The 20,630-nt window shown below is 73.6% G+C and carries 19 protein-coding genes; 16 read left to right on the top strand and 3 right to left on the bottom strand.

The window, feature by feature from the left end:
• The 5 genes from infB to PSU4_RS27175 form a co-directional block, all read left to right on the top strand.
• The coding region (gene infB / locus PSU4_RS27155; RefSeq protein WP_147114519.1) for a translation initiation factor IF-2 at positions 1 to 2,677 on the top strand (2,677 nt) is incomplete at its 5' end.
• A gap of 55 nt (positions 2,678 to 2,732) precedes the next feature.
• A complete protein-coding gene (locus PSU4_RS27160; RefSeq protein WP_147114522.1) occupies positions 2,733 to 3,026 on the top strand; it encodes a DUF503 domain-containing protein in 294 nt (97 codons plus the stop codon).
• Between the two features lie 57 nt (positions 3,027 to 3,083).
• The gene (rbfA, locus tag PSU4_RS27165; RefSeq protein WP_147114525.1) at positions 3,084 to 3,533 is read left to right on the top strand and encodes a 30S ribosome-binding factor RbfA; all 450 of its coding nucleotides are present in this window, start codon (positions 3,084 to 3,086) and stop codon (positions 3,531 to 3,533) included.
• Positions 3,533 to 4,531: a DHH family phosphoesterase gene (locus PSU4_RS27170; protein ID WP_147114528.1), complete on the top strand. Its 999-nt coding sequence runs from the start codon at positions 3,533 to 3,535 to the stop codon at positions 4,529 to 4,531. Before rbfA ends, PSU4_RS27170 begins: the two co-directional genes overlap by 1 nt.
• Positions 4,528 to 5,877 (top strand): MATE family efflux transporter, encoded by a 1,350-nt coding sequence (locus PSU4_RS27175; RefSeq protein ID WP_147114530.1) that lies wholly within the window; start codon positions 4,528 to 4,530, stop codon positions 5,875 to 5,877. The genes PSU4_RS27170 and PSU4_RS27175 overlap by 4 nt, the downstream gene beginning before the upstream one ends.
• 177 nt (positions 5,878 to 6,054) lie before the next feature.
• Here PSU4_RS27175 and PSU4_RS27180 read toward each other — a convergent pair whose 3' ends face one another.
• Both PSU4_RS27180 and PSU4_RS27185 read right to left on the bottom strand, forming a co-directional pair.
• Positions 6,055 to 7,680 (bottom strand): sensor histidine kinase, encoded by a 1,626-nt coding sequence (locus tag PSU4_RS27180; protein WP_147114532.1) that lies wholly within the window; start codon positions 7,678 to 7,680, stop codon positions 6,055 to 6,057.
• A 34-nt stretch (positions 7,681 to 7,714) separates the two neighbouring features.
• Positions 7,715 to 9,157, bottom strand: a complete 1,443-nt coding sequence (locus PSU4_RS27185) for a cation:dicarboxylate symporter family transporter (protein WP_147114536.1) — start codon at positions 9,155 to 9,157, stop codon at positions 7,715 to 7,717.
• Between the two features lie 133 nt (positions 9,158 to 9,290).
• On the opposite strand from PSU4_RS27185, the gene PSU4_RS27190 reads away from it, so the two are divergent.
• The 9 genes from PSU4_RS27190 (at position 9,291) to dapB (ending at position 18,301) form a co-directional block, all read left to right on the top strand.
• A complete protein-coding gene (locus tag PSU4_RS27190) occupies positions 9,291 to 9,950 on the top strand; it encodes a response regulator transcription factor (protein WP_147114539.1) in 660 nt (219 codons plus the stop codon).
• A gap of 25 nt (positions 9,951 to 9,975) precedes the next feature.
• Positions 9,976 to 10,908: a tRNA pseudouridine(55) synthase TruB gene (gene truB / locus PSU4_RS27195; RefSeq protein WP_147114542.1), complete on the top strand. Its 933-nt coding sequence runs from the start codon at positions 9,976 to 9,978 to the stop codon at positions 10,906 to 10,908.
• Between the two features lie 10 nt (positions 10,909 to 10,918).
• Complete coding sequence (locus PSU4_RS27200; protein ID WP_147114545.1) at positions 10,919 to 11,848, top strand: bifunctional riboflavin kinase/FAD synthetase; 930 nt, start codon at positions 10,919 to 10,921, stop codon at positions 11,846 to 11,848.
• A gap of 199 nt (positions 11,849 to 12,047) precedes the next feature.
• Complete coding sequence (locus tag PSU4_RS27205) at positions 12,048 to 12,674, top strand: helix-turn-helix domain-containing protein (RefSeq protein ID WP_147114548.1); 627 nt, start codon at positions 12,048 to 12,050, stop codon at positions 12,672 to 12,674.
• A gap of 188 nt (positions 12,675 to 12,862) precedes the next feature.
• Positions 12,863 to 13,132 carry a 30S ribosomal protein S15 gene (gene rpsO / locus PSU4_RS27210; protein ID WP_147114551.1) on the top strand — a complete coding sequence of 90 codons (270 nt, stop codon included), beginning with the start codon at positions 12,863 to 12,865 and terminating at the stop codon, positions 13,130 to 13,132.
• 274 nt (positions 13,133 to 13,406) lie between these two features.
• Positions 13,407 to 15,662: a polyribonucleotide nucleotidyltransferase gene (locus tag PSU4_RS27215; protein ID WP_147114554.1), complete on the top strand. Its 2,256-nt coding sequence runs from the start codon at positions 13,407 to 13,409 to the stop codon at positions 15,660 to 15,662.
• The gene (locus PSU4_RS27220; protein WP_147114557.1) at positions 15,659 to 16,987 is read left to right on the top strand and encodes a M16 family metallopeptidase; all 1,329 of its coding nucleotides are present in this window, start codon (positions 15,659 to 15,661) and stop codon (positions 16,985 to 16,987) included. Before PSU4_RS27215 ends, PSU4_RS27220 begins: the two co-directional genes overlap by 4 nt.
• Positions 16,988 to 17,054: 67 nt before the next feature.
• Entirely contained in the window at positions 17,055 to 17,528 is a 474-nt protein-coding gene (locus tag PSU4_RS27225; protein ID WP_147114561.1) for a DUF456 domain-containing protein, read from the top strand.
• The gene (gene dapB, locus PSU4_RS27230; RefSeq protein ID WP_147114564.1) at positions 17,501 to 18,301 is read left to right on the top strand and encodes a 4-hydroxy-tetrahydrodipicolinate reductase; all 801 of its coding nucleotides are present in this window, start codon (positions 17,501 to 17,503) and stop codon (positions 18,299 to 18,301) included. Before PSU4_RS27225 ends, dapB begins: the two co-directional genes overlap by 28 nt.
• Before the next feature lie 3 nt (positions 18,302 to 18,304).
• Here dapB and PSU4_RS27235 read toward each other — a convergent pair whose 3' ends face one another.
• The gene (locus PSU4_RS27235; RefSeq protein ID WP_147114567.1) at positions 18,305 to 18,859 is read right to left on the bottom strand and encodes a GNAT family N-acetyltransferase; all 555 of its coding nucleotides are present in this window, start codon (positions 18,857 to 18,859) and stop codon (positions 18,305 to 18,307) included.
• A 94-nt stretch (positions 18,860 to 18,953) separates the two neighbouring features.
• Between PSU4_RS27235 and PSU4_RS27240 the strand changes: the two genes are divergently transcribed.
• Both PSU4_RS27240 and PSU4_RS27245 read left to right on the top strand, forming a co-directional pair.
• On the top strand, positions 18,954 to 19,916 hold the full coding sequence (locus tag PSU4_RS27240; protein ID WP_147114570.1) for an EamA family transporter: 963 nt from the start codon (positions 18,954 to 18,956) through the stop codon (positions 19,914 to 19,916).
• 38 nt (positions 19,917 to 19,954) lie between these two features.
• Positions 19,955 to 20,630: DNA glycosylase AlkZ-like family protein (locus PSU4_RS27245; protein ID WP_147114573.1), on the top strand; the 676-nt coding region annotated here is incomplete at its 3' end.

A 20,630-nucleotide genomic window follows, 5' to 3' on the forward strand; every position in this document is an offset into this window, starting at 1 on the left:
TGCCGCGAGCGACGCCCCCGCGCGTCCCGCGACGCCCGGGCCCCGTCCGGGTCCGCGTCCCGGCCCGCGCCAGCAGCCGGCCGCCGCGTCGGCCCCGGCCGCCCCGGCCGAGACCTCGCGTCCGGCCGCCCCGGCCCAGCCGTCGCAGCCGTCCGGTCCGCGTCCCGGCCCGCGTCGCCAGGAGGCGCCCGCGCAGCAGCAGCCCGCTGCCGCCGCGGCCGCCGAGGGTGCGACGGTCCCGCCGCGCCCGCAGGCGCCCAAGCCCGGCCCGCGCACGCCGCGCGTCGGCAACAACCCGTTCGGTGTCGGCTCCGGCGCCCCGCCGCGTCCGGCCGCGCCGCGTCCCGGCCCGCCCCCGCAGCAGGGTGGTGGCCAGGCTCCCGGCCAGGGCGGTTCCCGTCCCGGCACTCCCGGCCAGGGCGGTCCGCGCCCCGGCCCGCGGCCCGGTGGTGAGGCCGGTCGTGGTGGGCCCCGCCCGCCGTCGCCCGGCAACATGCCGCCGCGCCCGAACCCGGGCATGATGCCCGCCCGTCCCGCCGCGCCGCGTCCCGGCGCCGGTGGCCGCGGTGGCCCCGGCGGCGGTCGTCCCGGTGGACCGGGTGGCGGTCGTGGTGGTCCCGGTGGCGGCGGTCGTCCCGGTGGTGGCGGCGGTGGCTTCCGTCCCGGTGGCGGCGGTCCCGGTGGTGGCGGTGCCCCCGCCGGTGGTGGCTTCCGCGGTCGCCCCGGTGGCGGTGGCGGCGCGCGTGGTCGCGGCGGTGCCGCGGGCGCGTTCGGCCGTCCCGGCGGTCCGGCGCGCAAGGGCCGCAAGTCGAAGCGGCAGAAGCGCCAGGAGTACGACGCCATGCAGGCCCCCTCGGTCGGCGGCGTCCGCCTTCCGAAGGGTTCCGGCGAGACGATCCGGCTGGCGCGCGGCGCCTCGCTGACCGACTTCGCCGACAAGATCAACGCCAACCCGGCGTCGCTGGTGCAGGTGCTGTTCCACCTGGGCGAGATGGTCACGGCCACCCAGTCGGTGTCCGACGAGGTGCTCGAGCTGCTCGGCACCGAGATGAACTACGTCGTGCAGGTCGTCAGCCCGGAGGAGGAGGACCGCGAGCTGCTCGACAGCTTCTCGATCTCCTACGGCGAGGACGAGGGCGACGAGGAGGACCTCGAGGTCCGGCCGCCGGTCGTGACCGTCATGGGTCACGTCGACCACGGTAAGACCCGGCTGCTGGACACGATCCGCAAGACCAACGTCATCGAGACCGAGGCCGGCGGCATCACCCAGCACATCGGCGCCTACCAGGTGGCCACCGAGCTCGAGGGCAACGAGCGGCTCATCACCTTCATCGACACCCCGGGTCACGAGGCGTTCACCGCCATGCGTGCCCGTGGTGCCAAGTCGACGGACATCGCGGTCATCGTGGTCGCGGCAGACGACGGCGTGATGCCGCAGACGGTGGAGGCGATCAACCACGCCCAGGCGGCCGACGTGCCGATCGTGGTCGCGGTGAACAAGATCGACAAGGAGGGGGCCAACCCCGCCAAGATCCGCCAGCAGCTCACCGAGTACGGCCTGGTCGCCGAGGAGTACGGCGGCGACACGATGTTCGTCGACATCTCGGCGCGACAGAACATCAACATCGAGCAGCTGCTCGAGGCGATCCTGCTCACCGCCGACGCGGCGCTCGACCTGCGCGCCAACCCGAACATGGACGCGCAGGGCGTCACGATCGAGGGCCACCTCGACCGTGGCCGCGGTCCCGTCGCCACCGTGCTGGTCCAGCGCGGCACGCTGCGGGTCGGCGACTCGATCGTCGCGGGCGACGCCTCCGGGCGCGTCCGGCGGATGGTCGACGAGTACGGCGAGGACATCGTCGAGGCCTACCCGTCGCGTCCGGTCCAGGTCATCGGTCTGACGTCGGTCCCCGGCGCGGGCGACACGTTCCTCGTCGTCGACGAGGACCGGGTGGCCCGCCAGATCGCCGACCGGCGCCGCGCCCGCGAGCGCAACGCCGAGCTGGCCAGCCGTCGCAAGCGCGTCAGCCTCGAGGACCTCGACGCCGCGCTGAAGGAGACCAGCCAGCTCAACCTGATCATCAAGGGCGACAACTCGGGTACCGTCGAGGCCCTCGAGGACGCGCTCATGAAGATCGAGGTGGGCGACGAGGTCGAGCTCCGCGTCATCCACCGCGGCGTCGGTGGCATCACCGAGGGCGACATCAACCTCGCGATCGCCGACAACGTCATCGTCCTGGGCTTCAACGTCCGGGCCGAGGGCAAGGCGACCGAGCTGGCCAACCGCGAGGGCGTGGAGATCCGGTACTACACCGTGATCTACCAGGCCATCGAGGAGATCGAGGCCGCGCTCAAGGGCATGCTCAAGCCGGAGTTCGAGGAGGTCGAGCTGGGCCGCGCCGAGGTCCGCGAGGTCTTCAAGTCCTCCCGGTTCGGCACGATCGCCGGTTCGCTCGTTATGTCCGGCGAAATCCGGCGCAACGCCCGCGGCCGCCTGCTGCGCGACAACGTCGTCATCGCCGAGAACCTGCCGATCAGCTCGCTGCGGCGGTTCAAGGACGACGTGGTCGAGGTCCGCGAGGGCTTCGAGTGCGGTTTCACGCTCGGCAACTACAGCGACATCAAGGTCGGCGACGTCGTCGAGACCTTCGAGATGCGCGAGAAGCCGAGGGTCTGACCCGGTCCACCGGCGGCGGCTCCTCACCGGGCCGCCGCCGGTGCGGGTCGCCACCATGTACGTCGGAGCACTGGAGCTCGACGTCCTGCTCGGGGACGTCAGATCGCTCAAGGAGAAGCGGTCGGTCGTGAGGCCGATCGTCGCCGAGCTGCGCCGCAGGTTCGAGGTCGCCGCCGCCGAGGCCGGCGACCAGGACCTGCACAGACGGGCGCTGGTCGGGGTCGCGTGCGTCGCGGCCGACCACGCCCATGTCGTGGAGGTGCTCGACCGCTGCGAGCGGCTCGTCGCGTCCCGACCCGAGATTGAGCTGCTCTCGGCCCGAACACGCATCATGGGGCCCGAGGACTGAGGATCGATGCTGTAGGTCGCGCGCTGCGGCGCGCGGCACGACGTGAGGAGACCGGAGATGGTCGACCAGGCCCGCGCGCGGCGGCTCGCCAAGCGCATCTCCCAGATCGTCGCCGACGCGCTGGAGCACGAGGTCAAGGACCCGCGGCTGGCGATGGTGACGATCACCGACGCCCGCGTGACCGGTGACCTGCGGGAGGCGACCGTCTTCTACACGGTGCTGGGCCGCAGCGTCGACGAGGACCCCGACACCGCGGGCGCCGCGGCCGCACTGGCCAGCGCCACCGGGGTGCTGCGGTCCAAGGTCGGCCAGCAGACCGGCATCCGGCACACCCCGAGCCTGGCGTTCGTCCTCGACGCGGTGCCCGACGAGGCCCGCCGCATGGAGGAGCTGCTCGCCCGCACCCGCGCCTCCGACGCCGAGGTGGCCCGGCTCGCCGCCGATGCCCAGCCCGCGGGCGAGGCCGATCCGTACCGGGCGCCCCGCGCCGACGACGACGAGTCCTGATGACGGCAACCGCCGGACCGCCGTCGACGGACGTGGCCTCGGCCGTGTCGGCGGCCGCCGCGCTGCTGGCGACGGCACGCGACGTCACCCTCGTCGCGCACGTGCAGCCCGACGCCGACTCGCTCGGGAGCGCGCTGGCGCTGGGCGTCGTGCTGGCGCGGCGCGGTGCCCGGGTGCGGGTGTCGTTCGCGGCGCCCGCGCACCCGCCGGAGTCGCTGCGCCCGCTCGACGCGTTGGGGTTGCTCGTGGCGCCCGACGCGGTGCCGGCCGAGCCGGAGCTGCTCGTCATGTGCGACACGGCCGCGCCGGAACGCCTGGGTTCGCTGCTCGACCGGCTCACCACGGCCCGGTGTTCGGTCCTCATCGACCATCATGCGTCCAACCCCGGCTTCGGTGACGTCCGCATCCTCGACCCGTCGGCCGAGGCCACGGTCGTGCTGGTGCACCGGCTGCTGGCCGAGATGGGCGCACCGATCGACGGCGTGGTCGCCACCTGCCTCTACGCGGGCCTGGTCACCGACACCGTCGGGTTCCGTACCGCGGGCCCCGCGGCGCACCGGATGGCGGCCGAACTGCTCGAGGCGGGTGTCGACGTCGAGGCTGTGCTGCGGCCCATCAACGGCGACCATCCCTTCACCTGGCTCGACGACCTCGGCGGCGTCCTGCAGGCCGCGACGCTCGACGCCGCCGCCGCCGGGGGGCGCGGGTTCGTCTCGGCCGTGGTGCCCGCGGCGCTGATGCAGCGCTACCGTGTCGAGGAGGTCGACGGCGTCGTCGACCAGCTGCGCACCACGTCCGAGGCCGACGTCGCCGCCGTCCTGAAACAGGTCGGGCCGCGCCGCTGGTCGGTGTCGATGCGGTCGCGCACCGTCGACGTCGCCACCGCTGCCGTCGCTCTCGGTGGTGGCGGGCATCCCCGCGCCGCGGGCGTGACCCTCGACGGCGACCCGGACGACGTCCTCGCCCGGCTGCGCGCCGCCCTCTCCCGTCAGGGATGAGCACGCGCGACGGACGCGTCCCCCCACGCGAGATCGTCCGGCTCGCGCTGCCCGCGCTGCCGGTGCTGGCCGCCGAGCCGCTGTACGTGCTCGTCGACACCGCCGTGGTCGGCAGTCTCGGCGCGCTGCCGCTGGCCGGGCTCGCGGTCGCCGGGGTGATGTTCGCGCAGGTCACCAGCCAGCTGACGTTCCTGTCCTACGGCACGACGGCCCGTGCTGCCCGGCTGCACGGCGCCGGCAGGCGCTCCGAAGCGGTCGGGGAGGGCGTGCAGGCGACGTGGCTGGCGCTGGCCGTCGGCGTGGTCGTGCTCGTCGTGGGGCAGCTGATCGCGGCGCCGGTGGCGGGCGCGCTCGGCGGGTCCGACGACATCGCCGCCGCCGCGGTGTCGTGGCTGCGGATCGCGCTGTTCGGGGCACCGCTCGTGCTGGTGACGTTGGCGGGCAACGGATGGATGCGTGGCGTCCACGACACGGCGCGGCCGATGCGCTATGTCCTGGCGGGCAACGGGCTCTCGGCGGTCGCGTGCCCGATGCTGGTGCACGGCGTCGGCGGCTGGGACGGCTGGGGCCTCGAGGGCTCGGCGGTCGCGAACGTCGGCGCGCAGGTCGTCGTCGCCGGGCTGTTCCTCGCGGCGCTGCTGCGGGAGAAGGCCGCCGCCCCCGCCGTCGACCCGGTGTCGCTGCGCCCGCACTGGACGCTGATCCGCGCGCAGCTCGGCCTGGGCCGCGACCTGGTCCTGCGCAGCCTCGCGTTCCAGGCCTGCTTCCTGTCGGCCACGGCCGTCGCCGCCCGGTTCGGCGCCCCGTCGGTCGCGGCGCACCAGATCGTGCTGCAGCTGTGGGTGTTCCAGTCGCTCACCCTCGACGCCGTCGCCATCGCGGCGCAGGCGTTGATCGGGTCGGCGCTGGGTGCCGGGGGAGTCGATCGGGCCAGGGCCGTCGCCGGGCAGATCGCCCGCTACGGCACGGTGATCGGGTGCCTGTGCGGCGTGGTGTTCGCGGCCCTGTTCTTCGTGCTGCCCGGGGTGTTCACCCAGGACGCCGCGGTGCTGGCGGTCGTGCCGATCGCGTGGTGGTTCTTCGTGGCGCTGCAACCGGTCGGCGGGCTCGTGTTCGCCCTCGACGGGGTGCTCCTCGGCGCGGGTGACGCCGCTTTCCTGCGGACGACGACGCTGCTCTCGGCGGCGCTGGGGTTCCTGCCGCTGATCTGGCTGTCGCTGGTGTTCGGCTGGGGGCTCGCGGGGATCTGGGCGGGGCTCGCGTTGTTCATGCTGGGCAGGCTCGTCGCGGTGACGACGCGGACCCGCTCGGGCCGCTGGGCCGTCGCGGGCGCGGTCCGCCCCTGATCCCCGGGCGCGCCCCCGACCCCGCGCGCCCCGGACAACGCAAGAGCCGTCCGACGTGTCATGAGAGCGACCCGAGCGCGCTGATGACACGCTCGGTGTCCGATGTGTCATGAGAGCGGCGCGGGAGCGCTGGTGACACGTTCGGTGGCGAGGGCCCGGGCAACGCCGGGCGCAACCTCACTGCTGCGATTCGCGCAGAACGCGACCGTGAGGTTGCGCGCGGGTCGTTGCCGGGTGCGGCAGCACGACCCGCATGCACGTCCCCGGGTCCGCGTCGGCGACCTCGATCGAGCCGCCGAGGCGCGTCACGACCCGCGCGACCAGCGCCAGCCCGATCCCGCGCGGCCGGCCCGGCTCGGCACGCTTGGTCGACCAGCCGCGCGTGAACACCTCGGTGCGCGCTGACGACGGGATGCCGGGGCCGGTGTCGCGCACCTCGATCGTGCGGCCCGCGGCGTCGTCGGCGAGGGCGACCGTGATCCGGCGCTGCCCGGCCGGGACGGCGGCCACGGCGTCGAGGGCGTTGTCGAGCAGGTTGCCGAGGATCGTGAGCAGGTCGTCGGGCGCCCACGCGCCGGGCTCGGTGCCGTCGACGACGCGCAGGTCGACGCCGCGGTCGGTGGCGGCCCAGCCCTTGTCGGCGAGCACGGCGGCGAGCACGGGATCGCCGACGGCGACGTCGTCGACCGGGCCCCGCGCGCCGCGCACGGCGGCGGACCCGGCCTGCAGGGCGTCGTCGGTGCTGCCGAGCTGGACCAGGGTGAGGACCGTCTGCATGCGGTTGGCGAACTCGTGGGCCTGCCCGGCCATGGCCTCGGCGCGGCCGCGGGCGTCGTCACGTTCGCGGACGGCGGCGGCCAGCTCGGTGCGGTCGCGCAGGGTCACGACGGCCGTCCCGGCACCGGCGGCGGGCCCGGCGGGGGTGCGGTTGACCAGCAGCACCCGTTCCCCGGCGAGGGCCAGCGCGTCGCGCACCTCGCCGTGCTGGCCGACGATCTCGCGCACCGCCGGGTCGACGCCCAGCTCGGTGAGCCCACGGCCCTGCAACGGCCCGGTCGGCAGCCCGAGCAGCGCCCGGGCCTCGGCGTTGACGACGACCACCCGCCCCTCGGGATCGACGACGAGCAGCCCCTCACGCACGGCGTGCAGCACGGCGTCGTGGTGGGCGTAGGCAGCGGCGATCTCCTCCGGCTCCAGGCCGAGGGTCTGGCGGCGCACCCGCCGCGCGAGCACCCACGCGAGCACGGCGCCGAGCACGGCGGCGCCGGCGGCGGTCCCGATGATCGCGGGCAGCCAGGCGACGACCTGGTCGCCGATGCGCGTCGTCAGCTGCCCGACGGCGACGAGACCGACGACGCGGCCGTCGGCGGCCCGGACGGGGACGACCGACCGCACCGACGGTCCCAGCGTGCCGACGTAGGTCTCGCTGACGGTGCCGCCCGCCGCGGCGGGGGCGATGGTGCCGATGTAGTGCTCGCCGATGCGGGCGGGGTCGGCGTGGGAGAACCGGATGCCGTCGACGGTCATCACCACGACGAACGCGGTGCCCGTCCGGATCTGGATCTGCTGGGTGAGCGGCTGCAGGGTCGCGGACGGGTCGGGTGCCGACAGCGCGGCGACGACCGCCGGATCGACGGCCGTCGCCTGCGCGGTGGCCAGGGTGAGGGCGGCGGCGCCGTCGTCGGCGGCCGCGCGGGCCCCCCACACGCCCAGCGCGGCCAGCCCGCCCACGGTGAGCAGCACCGTCACCACCTGGAGGACCAGCAGCTGGCGGACCAGCCGGGACCCGCGTCGTCGGCGCATCAGCCGATCCTCGCAGCGGTCCCGGTCGGCCCGGTCAGCGTGTCCCGCTGCCGACGGCCACCTTGTCACGGACGGAGTCCCCGGCGGAGCGGGTGGCGTCGTTCTCCGGCGTCTCCTCGTCGCGGGTGCCGCCGCCGTGGTGGTACTCCATGTCGGCGGCCACGAGCGACGGGTCGTCGAGCACGGCGCGCAGCCGGTCGCGGTCGAGCTCGTTCTGCCAGCGGGCGATGACGAGCGTCGCGACCACGTTGCCGATGCAGTTGGTGACGGCCCGGCCCTCGCTCATGACGCGGTCGATGCCGATGATGACGGCGATGCCGATCGCGATGGCCTCGGGTGTGAAGAACTCCCCGCCGAAGGCCTGCAGCGACGCCGCCAGCGTCACGAGACCGGCGCCGGTGATGCCGGCCGCGCCCTTGGACGTCAGCACCATGAGCAGCGCGAGGCCGATCTGCGCGCCGATCGGCAGGGACTCGTTGCCCGCCTGGATGATGAACAGCGCACCCAGCGTGAGGTAAATGCAGGTGCCGTCGAGGTTGAACGAGTAGCCGGTCGGGATGACCAGGCCGACGGTCTGGCGCGATGCACCGGCCGACTCCAGCTTGGTGAGCAGCCGGGGCAGCACCGACTCCGACGACGACGTGCCGAGGATGATCAGCAGCTCGTCCTTGATGAGCCGGACGACCTTGAGGATCGAGAACCCGGCCCACGCGGACACCGTGCCGAGCACGACGAACACGAAGACCGCGCAGGTGAGCCAGAACGTGATCATCAGCACGCCCAGGTTGGCCAGCGACGCCGAGCCGAACATGGCGACGGTGTAGGCCATGCCGCCGAACGCGGCGAGCGGCGCCAGCCACATGATCAGCTTGATGATGCCGAAGATCACCTTCGAGAGTGCCTCGACGCCGCCGACGAGCCGCGTGCGCAGGGGCGCCGCGAGCGCGCTGATCGCGCAGGCGGTCAGGATCGCCAGCACCAGGACCTGCAGGACCTTGTTGTCGACGAACGGGCCCAGGAAGCTCTTGGGCAACAGGTCGTTGGTGAGGAACGCGATGAACCCGGAGTCGGTCACGCCCTGCTGGATCTGGCCGGCCGCCTGGTCGAGCTGGGCCTGCGTCGGCTCACCGGCGAACCCCACACCCGGCTTCACGACGTTGGCCGCGATCAGGCCGAGCGTGAGCGCGACGATCGTGGCCAGCATGAAGTAGCCCAGGGCGCGCAGCGCGAGCCCGCCGGCGCGGGCCAGGTTGCCCAGCGACGCGATGCCCACGATCACCGTGCAGAAGATCACCGGTCCGACGATGACCTTGATGAGCTGGATGAACGCGTCCGCCAGCCACTTGGTCTCCTTCGCCGCGGCCGGCGCGACGATGCCGAGCACGATCCCGGCGGCGATGCCGACGATCACCCAGAACCACAGCTGTGTCCAGAACCGTCTGCGGGGCGGGGCCGCCTGTGCCGCTGCCTCTGTCATGCGTGTCCTCCTCGACGTCGGTGGCTGGACGGTAGGAATGTGACGCGCACCATGTCGACGACCGCGGTGCCATGATTGAGCAGTTCTTGAGGTTCGGCAGGACAGGACGACCGGGGCGGAAGGCGGCGAATCGGTGCGGGCACTGCTCGTCGAGGACGACGAGATCGCGGGCGACGCGCTGCGGCGGGCACTGGTGGGCGCCGGCTTCCGCGTCCGGCACGTGACCAGCGGCGCCGAGGCGTTGTCGGCCGTCGGTGACGACGAGCCCGACGTCGTCCTGCTCGACATGGGCCTGCCCGACCGCGACGGCCTCGGCGTGTGCCGCGGCATCCGTGAGGTGTCGCGCGTGCCGATCATCGCCGTCACCGGGCGCGGCGCCGTCGAGGCGCGGGTCAGCGGGCTGCGCAACGGCGCCGACGACTACATCGTCAAGCCGTTCCTGCTCGACGAACTGTTGGCGCGCATCGACGCCGTGCTCCGCCGCAGCCGCGGCCTCGGTGTCGCCCCGGCGGTGCGGGCGGGTGACGTCGAGATCGACCTGGCACGCCGCGAGGTGCTCGTCGACGGCGAACGGGTCGCGTTGGCGCGCAAGGAGTTCGACCTGCTCGCGGCGCTCGCCCGGCGCGAGGGTGCCGTCGTCGACCGGGCCGCGCTCGTCGACGAGGTGTGGGGTAGGCCCGGCCCCGGGATCGAACGCACGCTGGAGGCGCACGTCGCGTCGTTGCGCGCCAAGCTCGGCCGGCCGCAGGCCGTGCGCACGGTGCGCGGGGTGGGGTACCGCCTCGGCGCCTGAGCGCCACCGGGAATGATGGCCCGCCGTGCCGACTCCCGGACTCGTGATCGTCGACAAGCCCGCGGGGTTCACCTCGCACGACGTGGTGGCCCGGCTGCGCCGCATCCTGCGCACACGCAAGATCGGTCATGCCGGGACGCTCGACCCCATGGCCACCGGCGTGCTGGTCTGCGGGGTGGACCGCGGTACGAAGCTGCTCGGCCACCTCGCGCTCGACACCAAGGCCTACACCGCCACGATCCGCCTCGGCGCCTCCACCACCACCGACGACGCCGAAGGCGAACCCACCGGCGGTGCCGACGCCTCCGCCGTCGCCGAGGACGCGATCCGGGCGGGGATGGCCGCACTGACCGGTGCGATCGAGCAGGTGCCCAGCTCCGTGAGCGCCGTGAAGATCGACGGCAAGCGCGCCTACGCCCGCGTCCGCGCGGGGGAGGACGTCGTCATCCCGGCGCGGCCGGTCACGGTCTCGGAGTTCACCCTCGACGCGCTGCGCCGCGGTTCCCCCGAGTCGGCGACCGTCACCGATCTCGACGTCACCGTGTCCTGCTCCTCGGGCACCTACGTCCGGGCGCTGGCCCGTGACCTCGGCGCCGCCCTCGGCGTCGGCGGGCACCTGACGGCGTTGCGCCGCACCAGGGTCGGCCCCTTCACCCTCGAACACGCCCGCAGCCTCTCCGACCTGGAGGAAGACCCCGCGCTCTCGCTGGACCTCGACGGTGCGGTCGCCACCGCGTTCCCGCGCCGCGACGCCGACGCCGCCACGGCCGCCGACCTCTCCCACGGCCGCCCCGTGCCCGTCGCGGGCATCGACGGCACATACGGTGTGTTCGCCCCCGACGGGCACGCGGTCGGTCTCGTCGCCGAACGCGACGGCGCCGCACGGCCCGTCGTCGTCCTGGCCCCGGCGGGGAGCCGAGGACCGGCCGGGAGCGGGCCCGCGCCGGACGGCCCGTAGGCTTCGGACCGTGCAGCGCTGGCGGGGCCTGGAAGCGGTGCCGACCGGCTGGGGCCGCAGTGTCGTGACGATCGGCATCTTCGACGGCGTCCACCGGGGACACCAGAAACTCATCGACCGTGCGGTCGCGCTCGGTCGCGAGCGCGGCCTGCCGACGGTCCTGGTCACCTTCGACCCGCACCCGTCGGAACTGGTGCGGCCCGGCAGCCATCCGGCGCGGCTCACCAGCCTCGCGCGCCGCGCCGAGCTGATCGCCGGGCTCGGCGTCGACGCGTTCTGCGTGCTGCCCTTCACCGCCGAGCTGTCCCGCCGCTCGCCCGCCGAGTTCGTCCACGAGGTCCTGGTCGACCGGCTGCATTCCGCGGTCGTCGTCGTCGGCGACAACTTCACGTTCGGGCACCGGGCCGAGGGCGACGTCGCGATGCTCGCGGACCTGGGGCGCCGCTTCGGGTTCACCGTCGAGGGTCTCGGCCTGGTCAGCGACGACTCCGTGACCCTGTCGTCGACGTTCGTGCGGGCCTGCATCGACGCCGGCGACGTCGAGACGGCCGCCGCCGTCCTGGGCCGACCGCACCGGATCGACGGCGTCGTCGTGCACGGCGACCGGCGCGGCCGCGAGCTCGGGTTCCCGACCGCGAACGTCGCCTCCCCACCCTGGACGGCCCTGCCCGCCGACGGCGTCTACGCCGGACGGTTCGTGATCGGGGAGCGGTCGCTGCCCGCCGCGGTGTCCGTCGGCACCAACCCGACGTTCTCCGGTCGGCAGCGCACCGTCGAGGCGTACGTGCTCGACGTGGACGAGGACTTCTACGGCCACGAGGTGTCGGTGGAGTTCACGCACCGGTTGCGCGGCATGGAGCGCTACGACGGCGTCGAGGCGCTGGTGGAGCAGATGCACCGCGACGTCACGCGCACGCGGGAGCTCCTGGGGGGCGCCTGACGGGTCCATGCCGAGTCGGCGTGGTTCCAGGCGGCTGTCGCGCAAGGCCGGGGAGGTGCCGAGCCCGGGGTCGGATCGGCACCGACGAGAACGCCGCGGGGCGCCGGCTAGAGACCCGTCCGGCGCCCCCCGAACCTGATCGGGGGCACTTGCGCGAAAGGGCCACGAATCCGGCCGCCTGCTGCCAGCATCGCCGATCATGACCGACGAACGATCCCCCGCCGAACCCTCCGAGGCCGAGCGCATCGCCGCCGCGCAGGAGCGGCAGCGCGAGCTCTACGGGGCGCCGGTGGGGGAGCGGGTCCGCCGGATCACCGGCGGCCTGGGCGTCACCCAGGGCCGGCTCGCCCGCGCGCTCGGGCTCAGCCCGGCGATGCTGAGCCAGCTGGTGAGCGGGCGGCGGGTCAAGATCGGCGACCCGGCCGTGCTCGGCCGGCTGATGCTGCTCGACGCCCGGGTGCCGCCGACGCCGCCCTCGAAGACGGTCGCCGACGCCCTGCTCGCCGACGTCGGGGCGGCGCGGCCGTCGTGGTCCGCCCCGGGGCCCGGCACCGGGAAGCCGGGAGCGTGCGGTACCGCGGGCCGTGTCGGCGGCCGGGTCATCCCGCTGCGGCCGGGCCGCGCCGTCCCGGTCGCCGGTGACGGTGCGGTCGCCGTCACCCCGGCCGGGATCGGGATCATGGCGGCCGGGCCACGACACGTCGCCGCCGAGGCGCTGCGCTCCGTGACCGGGGCGGCCCGCCTCGTCGCCGCCGCGGCCCTGCTGGACCCGGCCTTCCCGGAGCTGGCCGACGTCCTGCGCATCGCCGCGGTACAGCCCCGCTGACCAGCGCGCACGTCCCGCGGGGCCGCCGCCGCACGGGGTGGGGCCGCGGGCGGTGGCACCATCCGCACTGGTAGCCTTGCTCTTCGGGTACGGCTGTGGTTCGTGGCGGCCGACCCGGACCTCCCCGCCGCCGGTCGTCTCCGACCGGGCGAGCACCCTCACGGACAGACCACCGAGGAGTACCACCCGTGGCTCTCGCCGCAGCAGAGAAGAAGACCATCCTCGACGCCTACGGCGTGCACGAGGGTGACACCGGTTCGCCCGAGGCGCAGGTCGCGCTGCTGACCAAGCGGATCAGCGACCTGACCGAGCACCTCAAGCAGCACAAGCACGACCACCACTCGCGTCGCGGCCTGCTGCTCATGGTCGGCCGCCGTCGCCGGCTGCTGAAGTACCTGGCGTCGGTCGACGTCGCGCGCTACCGCTCGCTCATCGAGCGCCTGGGTCTGCGCCGCTGATCCACCGCCGCCCGGGGCCCCACGGGTCCCGGGCGGGACGGCGGTCCGCCAGGAACCGCCCCCACAACTGAACCCGTTGCGCACCCGCGCAGCACGACAAACGCACCACGCCATCGCGCCCAGGACGTATCCGCCGGTCCTCGGTAGTGGCTTCCGGACCCGCCCCGACCCGCTCGGGTGTGCGTCCCCGGGGGCTTCGATCGAAGACCGGCTCCGCCGAGGATCGCCCGCGTCGTGGTGGCCAGGTGCCCTCCACGAGGAGACACCCCACTTCATGACCGATCCCATCACCGACGACGGCGTCCACGAGACCACTGCCGTCATCGACAACGGGTCCTTCGGGACCCGCACCGTCCGGTTCGAGTCCGGCCGGCTCGCCCGCCAGGCCGCCGGCTCCGTCGTCGCCTATCTCGACGACGAGACCATGCTGCTGTCGGCCACCACGGCCTCCAAGCAGCCGAAGGACCAGTTCGACTTCTTCCCGCTGACGGTCGACGTCGAAGAGCGCATGTACGCGATCGGCAAGATCCCCGGCTCGTTCTTCCGCCGTGAGGGCCGCCCGGGCACCGACGCGATCCTCACCTGCCGCCTGATCGACCGGCCGCTGCGCCCGTCGTTCGTCGACGGCCTGCGCAACGAGATCCAGATCGTCGTCACGGTCCTCTCGCTCGACCCGAAGGACCCCTACGACGCGCTGGCCATCAACGCGGCCTCGGCGTCGACCCAGCTCGCCGGCCTGCCCTTCTCGGGCCCGATCGGCGGCGTCCGCGTCGCTCTGATCGACGGCCAGTGGGTCGCCTTCCCGCAGTGGGAGGACCTCGACCGCGCCGTGTTCGACATGGTCGTCGCGGGCCGCATCGTCGGTGACGACGTCGCGATCATGATGGTGGAGGCCGAGGCCACCACCGAGACGGTCGAGCTCGTCGCCGGTGGCGCGCAGGCGCCCACCGAGCAGGTCGTCGCGCAGGGCCTGGAGGCGGCCAAGCCGTTCATCCGCAGCCTGTGCGTCGCGCAGCAGCAGCTGGCCGACGTCGCCGCCAAGCCCACGGGCTCGTTCCCGACGTTCCCGGCCTACCAGCCCGACGCGTTCGAGGCCGTGGAGGCCGCCGCGGGCGCCGACCTGGCCGCCGCGCTGACCATCGCCGGCAAGCAGGAGCGCGAGTCGAAGCTCGACGAGGTGAAGGCCGGCGTGCTGGCCTCGCTGGCCGAGAAGTTCGAGGGTCGCGAGAAGGAGCTCGGCGCCGCGTTCCGGTCGCTGAACAAGAAGCTCGTGCGCCGCCGCATCCTCACCGACCAGGTGCGTATCGACGGTCGTGGTCTCACCGACATCCGGCCGCTGTCGGCCGAGGTCGAGGTCGTCCCGCGGGCCCACGGCTCGGCGCTGTTCGAGCGCGGCGAGACCCAGATCATGGGTGTCACCACGCTGAACATGCTGCGCATGGAGCAGCAGATCGACTCGCTGGGGCCGGAGACGCACAAGCGTTACCTGCACCACTACAACTTCCCGCCGTACTCGACCGGTGAGACCGGCCGGGTCGGCTCGCCGAAGCGGCGCGAGATCGGCCACGGCGCTCTGGCGGAGCGGGCCCTGCTGCCCGTGCTGCCCACGCGCGAGGAGTTCCCCTACGCCGTCCGGCAGGTCTCGGAGGCGCTGGGCTCCAACGGGTCCACCTCCATGGGCTCGGTCTGCGCGTCGACGATGTCGCTGCTCAACGCGGGTGTGCCGCTGAAGGCGCCGGTCGCGGGCATCGCGATGGGCCTCGTCTCCGACGAGGTCGACGGCAAGGCCACCTACGTGGCTCTGACCGACATCCTCGGCGCCGAGGACGCGTTCGGCGACATGGACTTCAAGGTCGCGGGCACCGCCGACTTCGTCACCGCGCTGCAGCTCGACACCAAGCTCGACGGGATCCCGTCGGAGGTGCTCGCCGCCGCGCTGAACCAGGCCAAGGACGCGCGGCTGACGATCCTCGAGGTGCTCGGCGAGGCCATCGACGGCCCCGACGAGATGAGCACCTACGCGCCTCGCGTCACCGCGATCAAGGTCCCGGTCGACAAGATCGGCGAGGTCATCGGCCCGAAGGGCAAGATGATCAACTCGATCACCGAGCAGACCGGCGCGGACATCTCGATCGAGGACGACGGCACGATCTACGTCGGTGCGGCCGACGGCCCGTCCGCGGAGGCGGCGATCGGCCTGATCAACGCCATCGCCAACCCGCAGCTGCCCAAGATCGGCGAGCGGTTCCTGGGCACGGTCGTCAAGACCGCCGCCTTCGGCGCCTTCGTCTCGCTGGTCCCCGGCAAGGACGGCCTCGTCCACATCTCGAAGCTGGGTAACGGCAAGCGCATCGGCAAGGTCGAGGACGTCGTCAAGGTGGGCGACAAGCTGCGCGTCGAGGTCACCGACATCGACAACCGCGGCAAGATCAGCCTCGTCCCGGTGCAGGAGGAGTCGGCCGCCGCCGGTGGCGACGACACCGCACCCGCCGAGGGTGAGCCCGTCGCCGCGGCCGCCGAGGCCGAGTGACGACAACGGTTCGGACGCCGGGGGCGGGTGCGGATGCACCCGCCCCCGGCGTCTTGCGGTCGGAACTTCCCGGTGGCATCCGCCTCGTGACCGAGACGGTGCCCGGGGTGCGCTCGGTGTCGTTGGGCATCTGGATCGGCATCGGCTCGCGCGACGAGACGCCCGAGCAGGCCGGCGCCGCCCACTTCCTCGAGCACCTGCTGTTCAAGGGCACGCAGCGGCGCACCGCGTCGGGGATCGCTGAGGCGATCGACGCCGTCGGCGGCGAGCTCAACGCGTTCACCGCCAAGGAGCACACCTGCTACTACGCGCACGTCCTCGACACCGACGTGGCGCTCGCGATCGACCTGCTGGCCGACGTCGTCACCGACGCCCGGCTCGCGCACGCCGACACCGAGCTCGAGCGCAGCGTCGTGCTTGAGGAGATCGCGATGCGCGACGACGACCCCGAGGACCTGCTCGGCGAGCTGTTCGACGAGGCACTGTTCGGCGACCACCCGCTGGGGCTGCCGATCGTCGGGTCCGAGGACTCGATCCGCGGGATGAGCCGCGAGACGCTGCACGCGTTCTGGCGCAGCGAGTACACGACGCCGCGGATGGTGGTCGCCGCGGCGGGGAACCTCTCGCACGGTCATCTGGCCGACCTCGCCGGCGCGGCGCTGGCCGCAGCCGCGGAACGGACCTCTCCCGGGGTGGCGCCGATCGCGCCGCGCCGGGGCGGCACGCGCCCGGTCGCGCCCGGTTCCGTGGTGCTGCACAGCGACGACACCGAGCAGGCCCACCTGCTGCTCGGCGTCCCGGGCATCGACCGGCACGACCCGCGCCGGCGTGCCCTCGCGGTGCTCAACGCCGCGCTGGGCGGCGGCCTGTCGTCGCGGTTGTTCCAGCAGGTCCGCGAGCAGCGGGGGCTGGCGTACTCGGTGTACTCGTCGACGGCCTCCTACGCCGACGCCGGCAGTCTCTCCGTCTACGCCGGGTGCGCTCCCGAGCGTCTGGGCGAGGTCGCGGGCGTCGTGCGCGACGTACTGGCCGACGTCGCCGCGTCCGGGTTGACCACCGCCGAGCTGGTCCGGGCGCAGGGTTCGCTGCGTGGGGGACTGGTGCTGGGCAGCGAGGACACGCCGTCGCGGATGAACCGCATCGGCCGCTCCGAGCTCGACCACGGCCGCCAGCGCAGCCTCACCGAGAGCCTCGACGGCATCGCCGCGGTGACGGCCGACGAGGTCGCCGAGGTAGCGCGGGACCTGCTGTCGCAGCCGTTGACGGCGGCGGTGGTCGGCCCGTTCGACGAGGTCGACGACCTCCCGGCCGCGCTGCAGGCCTGAACCCCCCTGTGAGTGGCAATAGTCGCTATGGCGACTATTGCCACTCACAACGTCGTTCGGAGTGCGTATGACTGCGGTTCTGGCCGGCGTGATCATCGCCGTGGGATTGGTCGGCATCGTCTCGCTGGTACTGCCCGGGCTGGTCGTCGTGCTCGCGGGAGTGGCGGTCTGGGCGGTCCCGCGCGGCGACGCCGTCGGCTGGTGGGTGCTCGGCATCGCCGGTGCGCTCGTGATCGTCGGTACCGTCGCCAAGTACCTGCTGCCGGGCCGGCGGCTCAAGGAAGCCGGTGTCCCGGGGCGGACCCTCATGGCCGGTGCCGGCCTCGGCGTCGTCGGCTTCTTCGTCGTCCCCGTGATCGGGCTGTTCCTCGGGTTCGTGCTCGGGGTGTGGCTCGCCGAGCTCGTCCGGCTGCCCGACCGCAGCCAGGCGTGGTCGTCGGCCAAGCATGCGCTGAAGGCCGTCGGGTTCTCCATGATCATCGAGCTGGCCGCCGGTCTGCTCGCGACGGCGGCATGGATCGCCGGTCTCGTCGTGGGGTGACCTACGCTGCTCCGGTGACGAACGAGCTGATCCGGGTCGGGGTACTGGGCGCGAAGGGCCGCATGGGGTCCGAGGTGTGCCGCACGGTCGAGGGGGCGCCCGACACCGAGCTGGTCGCCGCGCTCGACGACGGTGACGCGCTCACCGGCCTCGTCGACGCCGGCGCGCAGGTCGTCGTCGACTTCACCCAGCCCGGCGTGGTCATGGGCAACGTCGAGTTCTGCGTGCGCAACGGGATCGCCGCCGTCGTCGGCACCAGCGGGTTCGACGAGGCCCGCTTCGAGACGGTCCGCGGCTGGCTCGCCGACGCGCCGTCCGCGTCCGTGCTCGTCGCCCCGAACTTCGGGGTCGGGGCCGTGCTGTCCATGGAGTTCGCGCGGCAGGCGGCCCGCTTCTTCGAGTCGGTCGAGATCATCGAGCTGCACCACGCCAACAAGGTCGACGCCCCCTCCGGCACCGCCGCGCGCACGGCGACGCTGATCGCCCAGGCCCGTGCGGAGGCCGGATCGGGGCCCGTCCCCGACGCGACGACGACCGCGCTCGACGGCGCCCGCGGCGCCGACGTCGACGGCATCCGCGTGCACTCGGTGCGGATGCCCGGGATGATCGCGCACCAGGAGGTCGTCCTCGGCAGCGCCGACGGCGAGATCCTGACGATCCGCCACGACTCGATGAACCGCACCTCGTTCATGCCGGGCGTGCTGCTCGGCATTCGTGAGGTCCGGTCGCGTCCGGGGCTGACGATCGGGCTCGAGCCGCTGCTCGGTCTCTGACGATCAGTCGCTCAGGGCCAGGTCGAGGGGCCCGGCGACGCGGACCTCGCGGATCGCGCCGTCGCCGGTGTCGAGGGTGCGGACGGCGCCGTCGGGCTCCCAGCGGGCCGTCGCGTAGAAGCGCATCGACGCGGCGTCGGACTCCGGGACCCACGCCCGTCCGTGGTCGGCGCCGCTGTCGCGCAACGCTTTCGCCGCGTGGGCGAGCAGCCGGCCGCCGTGCCCGCGCCGCCCCCACCGCGGCTCCACCAGCAGGGTGCTGACCTCCGCGATCGCCCCACCCTCGCCGCGGTAGCCGGCGGCGGCGCAGAACCCGACCGTCCACTCGCCCTCCGTCGCGACCAGGACGTGGAAGGCGTTGTCGCCGGGCGTCTTCTCCTCCGACGACGCCGCCGCCACCGCGTCCGTCCACGCCTGCCGGGCCTCCGGGCCGGCCAGCTGCGCCATCGCCTCGTCGGGTACCAGGCCGGCGTAGGCGGCCTGCCACGTCACCGACTGGATCCGGACGATCTCGTCGACGTCGGAGAGCTGTGCGGGGCGGACCGCGGCGATGGCCATGCCGCATGGATACCCGGGCCCGGCACGCCCGATGAGGCCGGGGTCACCGGAAACGACCTCGCGTGGGCTGCTTCGCTATGGCAACGTCCGGTCGGTGAGCAGCGTCGAGGCCGATCCCGCGACCACGCAGCGGATCGACCGGCCCGGCGCCGCGTGGATCGCGATGGTCGTCGTCTACGTCGTGTGGGGATCGACCTACCTGGGCAACAAGATCGTCATCGTCCACGTGCCGCCGCTGCTCACAGGCGGTTTCCGGTTCCTCGTCGGCGGCATCGCGATGACCGTGCTGCTGCTGGTGTGGCGCGGGCCCTCCGCGTTCCGCCTGACCCGGGCCCAGTTCCTCACGTGCGCGCTCACCGGCCTGCTGCTGCCCGCCTGGGGGAACGGCCTGGTCACGCTCGGCCAGCAGAACGTGTCGTCGGGGCTCGCGGCGCTGCTGATCGCGTCGGTACCGCTGTGGATCGTGCTGCTGCGCAGGATGACCGGCGACCGGCCCCGGCCGGCGACGTTCCTCGGCGTCGCGATCGGCATCGTCGGGCTGGCGGTGCTGCTGCTCGCGGGGTCGTCGGCGGGGTCCGCGGGCACCTCCGGCAACGCCTGGTGGGGTCCCTGGGTCGTGTTGCTCGCGGGGCTCGGCTGGGCCGTCGGTACCTTCGCGGCGACGAAGATGGCGACACCGACCAACCCGCTCACCCTCGTCGCGGTCCAGATGACGATCGGCGGCGTCATCCTGCTGGCCGTCGGGTTCGGCAAAGGCGACCGCCTCGACGTCGGCTCGCTCCCGGCCGCGACCTGGTGGGCGTGGGCGTACATGGCGTTGATCGCGTCCTGCCTCGGGTTCAGCGCCTTCGCCTACACCTTGAACCGGCTGCCGGTGTCGACGGTCGCCACCTACGCCTACGTCAACCCCGTCATCGCGGTCCTGCTGGGCGTCGTCGTCGCGGGGGAACGGTTCAGCCCGCTGCAGGTCGTCGGCGGGCTGGTCGTCGTCGCCGCGGTCGTGCTCGTCGTCGCCGCCGAACGCAAGCCGTCCGTGGAGGCACCGCCGCCGACCTGAGGCCGGTTGTTGTCGGTGGCGGATGGCAGCATGCGGGCGTGGTCGAGAGGACGCGTGAGATCGGTGCCGACGTCGCGCGTCGCACCGTGCTCGCCGCGCAGGGATTCGCCGACGGGCGGCCCACCGGCGCCGTGACGCGGCGGCACCTGCAGCGCGTCCTCGGCCGGCTGCACCTGCTGCAGCTCGACTCGGTCAACGTCGCCGTCCGCGCGCACTACATGCCGCTGTTCGCCCGCCTCGGCGCCTACCCGCGGGCGCTGGTCGACGACGCGGCCTGGTCGCACTCGTCACGGCGCCCGCGGCTGCTCGCCGAGTACTGGGCCCACGAGGCGTGCCTGTTGCCCGTCGAGGACTGGCCGCTGCTGCTCTCGGGCGCGAAGCGCCGCGGCTGGTGGAAGTACTACGGCCCGCTCGTCGAACGCGAGCCGCAGCTGGTGGCCGACGTGCTGGCCGCGGTCAAGGAGCTGGGGCCGGTCGGCGCCGGCGCGTTGGACACCGCGCTCGGCGGCCGGTCCACGCCCCGACCGCCCGGCGCGACGTGGTGGGACCGCTCCGACGTCAAACGCATCTGCGAGTACCTGTTCGGCGTCGGCGAGCTCACCACCGGCACCCGCGTCCACTTCCAGCGCCTCTACGACCTGCCCGAACGGGTCCTTCCCGCGGCCGTCCTCGGGGCGCCACCGGTCGACGACGACGAGGCGGCCCGCCGGCTCG

The sequence above is a fragment of the Pseudonocardia sulfidoxydans NBRC 16205 genome, from assembly GCF_007989085.1.
Classification (GTDB): domain Bacteria; phylum Actinomycetota; class Actinomycetes; order Mycobacteriales; family Pseudonocardiaceae; genus Pseudonocardia; species Pseudonocardia sulfidoxydans.

Bases quoted from the DNA above. Each gene is read 5' to 3' on its own strand.
- PSU4_RS27185 (WP_147114536.1), bottom strand. From the start codon at position 9,157: ATGACAGAGGCAGCGGCACAGGCGGCCCCGCCCCGCAGACGGTTCTGG.
- PSU4_RS27215 (WP_147114554.1), top strand. From the start codon at position 13,407: ATGACCGATCCCATCACCGACGACGGCGTCCACGAGACCACTGCCGTC.
- rbfA (WP_147114525.1), top strand. From the start codon at position 3,084: ATGGTCGACCAGGCCCGCGCGCGGCGGCTCGCCAAGCGCATCTCCCAG.
- PSU4_RS27175 (WP_147114530.1), top strand. From the start codon at position 4,528: ATGAGCACGCGCGACGGACGCGTCCCCCCACGCGAGATCGTCCGGCTC.
- PSU4_RS27180 (WP_147114532.1), bottom strand. From the start codon at position 7,680: ATGCGCCGACGACGCGGGTCCCGGCTGGTCCGCCAGCTGCTGGTCCTC.
- PSU4_RS27170 (WP_147114528.1), top strand. From the start codon at position 3,533: ATGACGGCAACCGCCGGACCGCCGTCGACGGACGTGGCCTCGGCCGTG.
- PSU4_RS27160 (WP_147114522.1), top strand. From the start codon at position 2,733: ATGTACGTCGGAGCACTGGAGCTCGACGTCCTGCTCGGGGACGTCAGA.
- PSU4_RS27205 (WP_147114548.1), top strand. From the start codon at position 12,048: ATGACCGACGAACGATCCCCCGCCGAACCCTCCGAGGCCGAGCGCATC.
- PSU4_RS27225 (WP_147114561.1), top strand. From the start codon at position 17,055: ATGACTGCGGTTCTGGCCGGCGTGATCATCGCCGTGGGATTGGTCGGC.
- PSU4_RS27235 (WP_147114567.1), bottom strand. From the start codon at position 18,859: ATGGCCATCGCCGCGGTCCGCCCCGCACAGCTCTCCGACGTCGACGAG.
- dapB (WP_147114564.1), top strand. From the start codon at position 17,501: ATGGATCGCCGGTCTCGTCGTGGGGTGACCTACGCTGCTCCGGTGACG.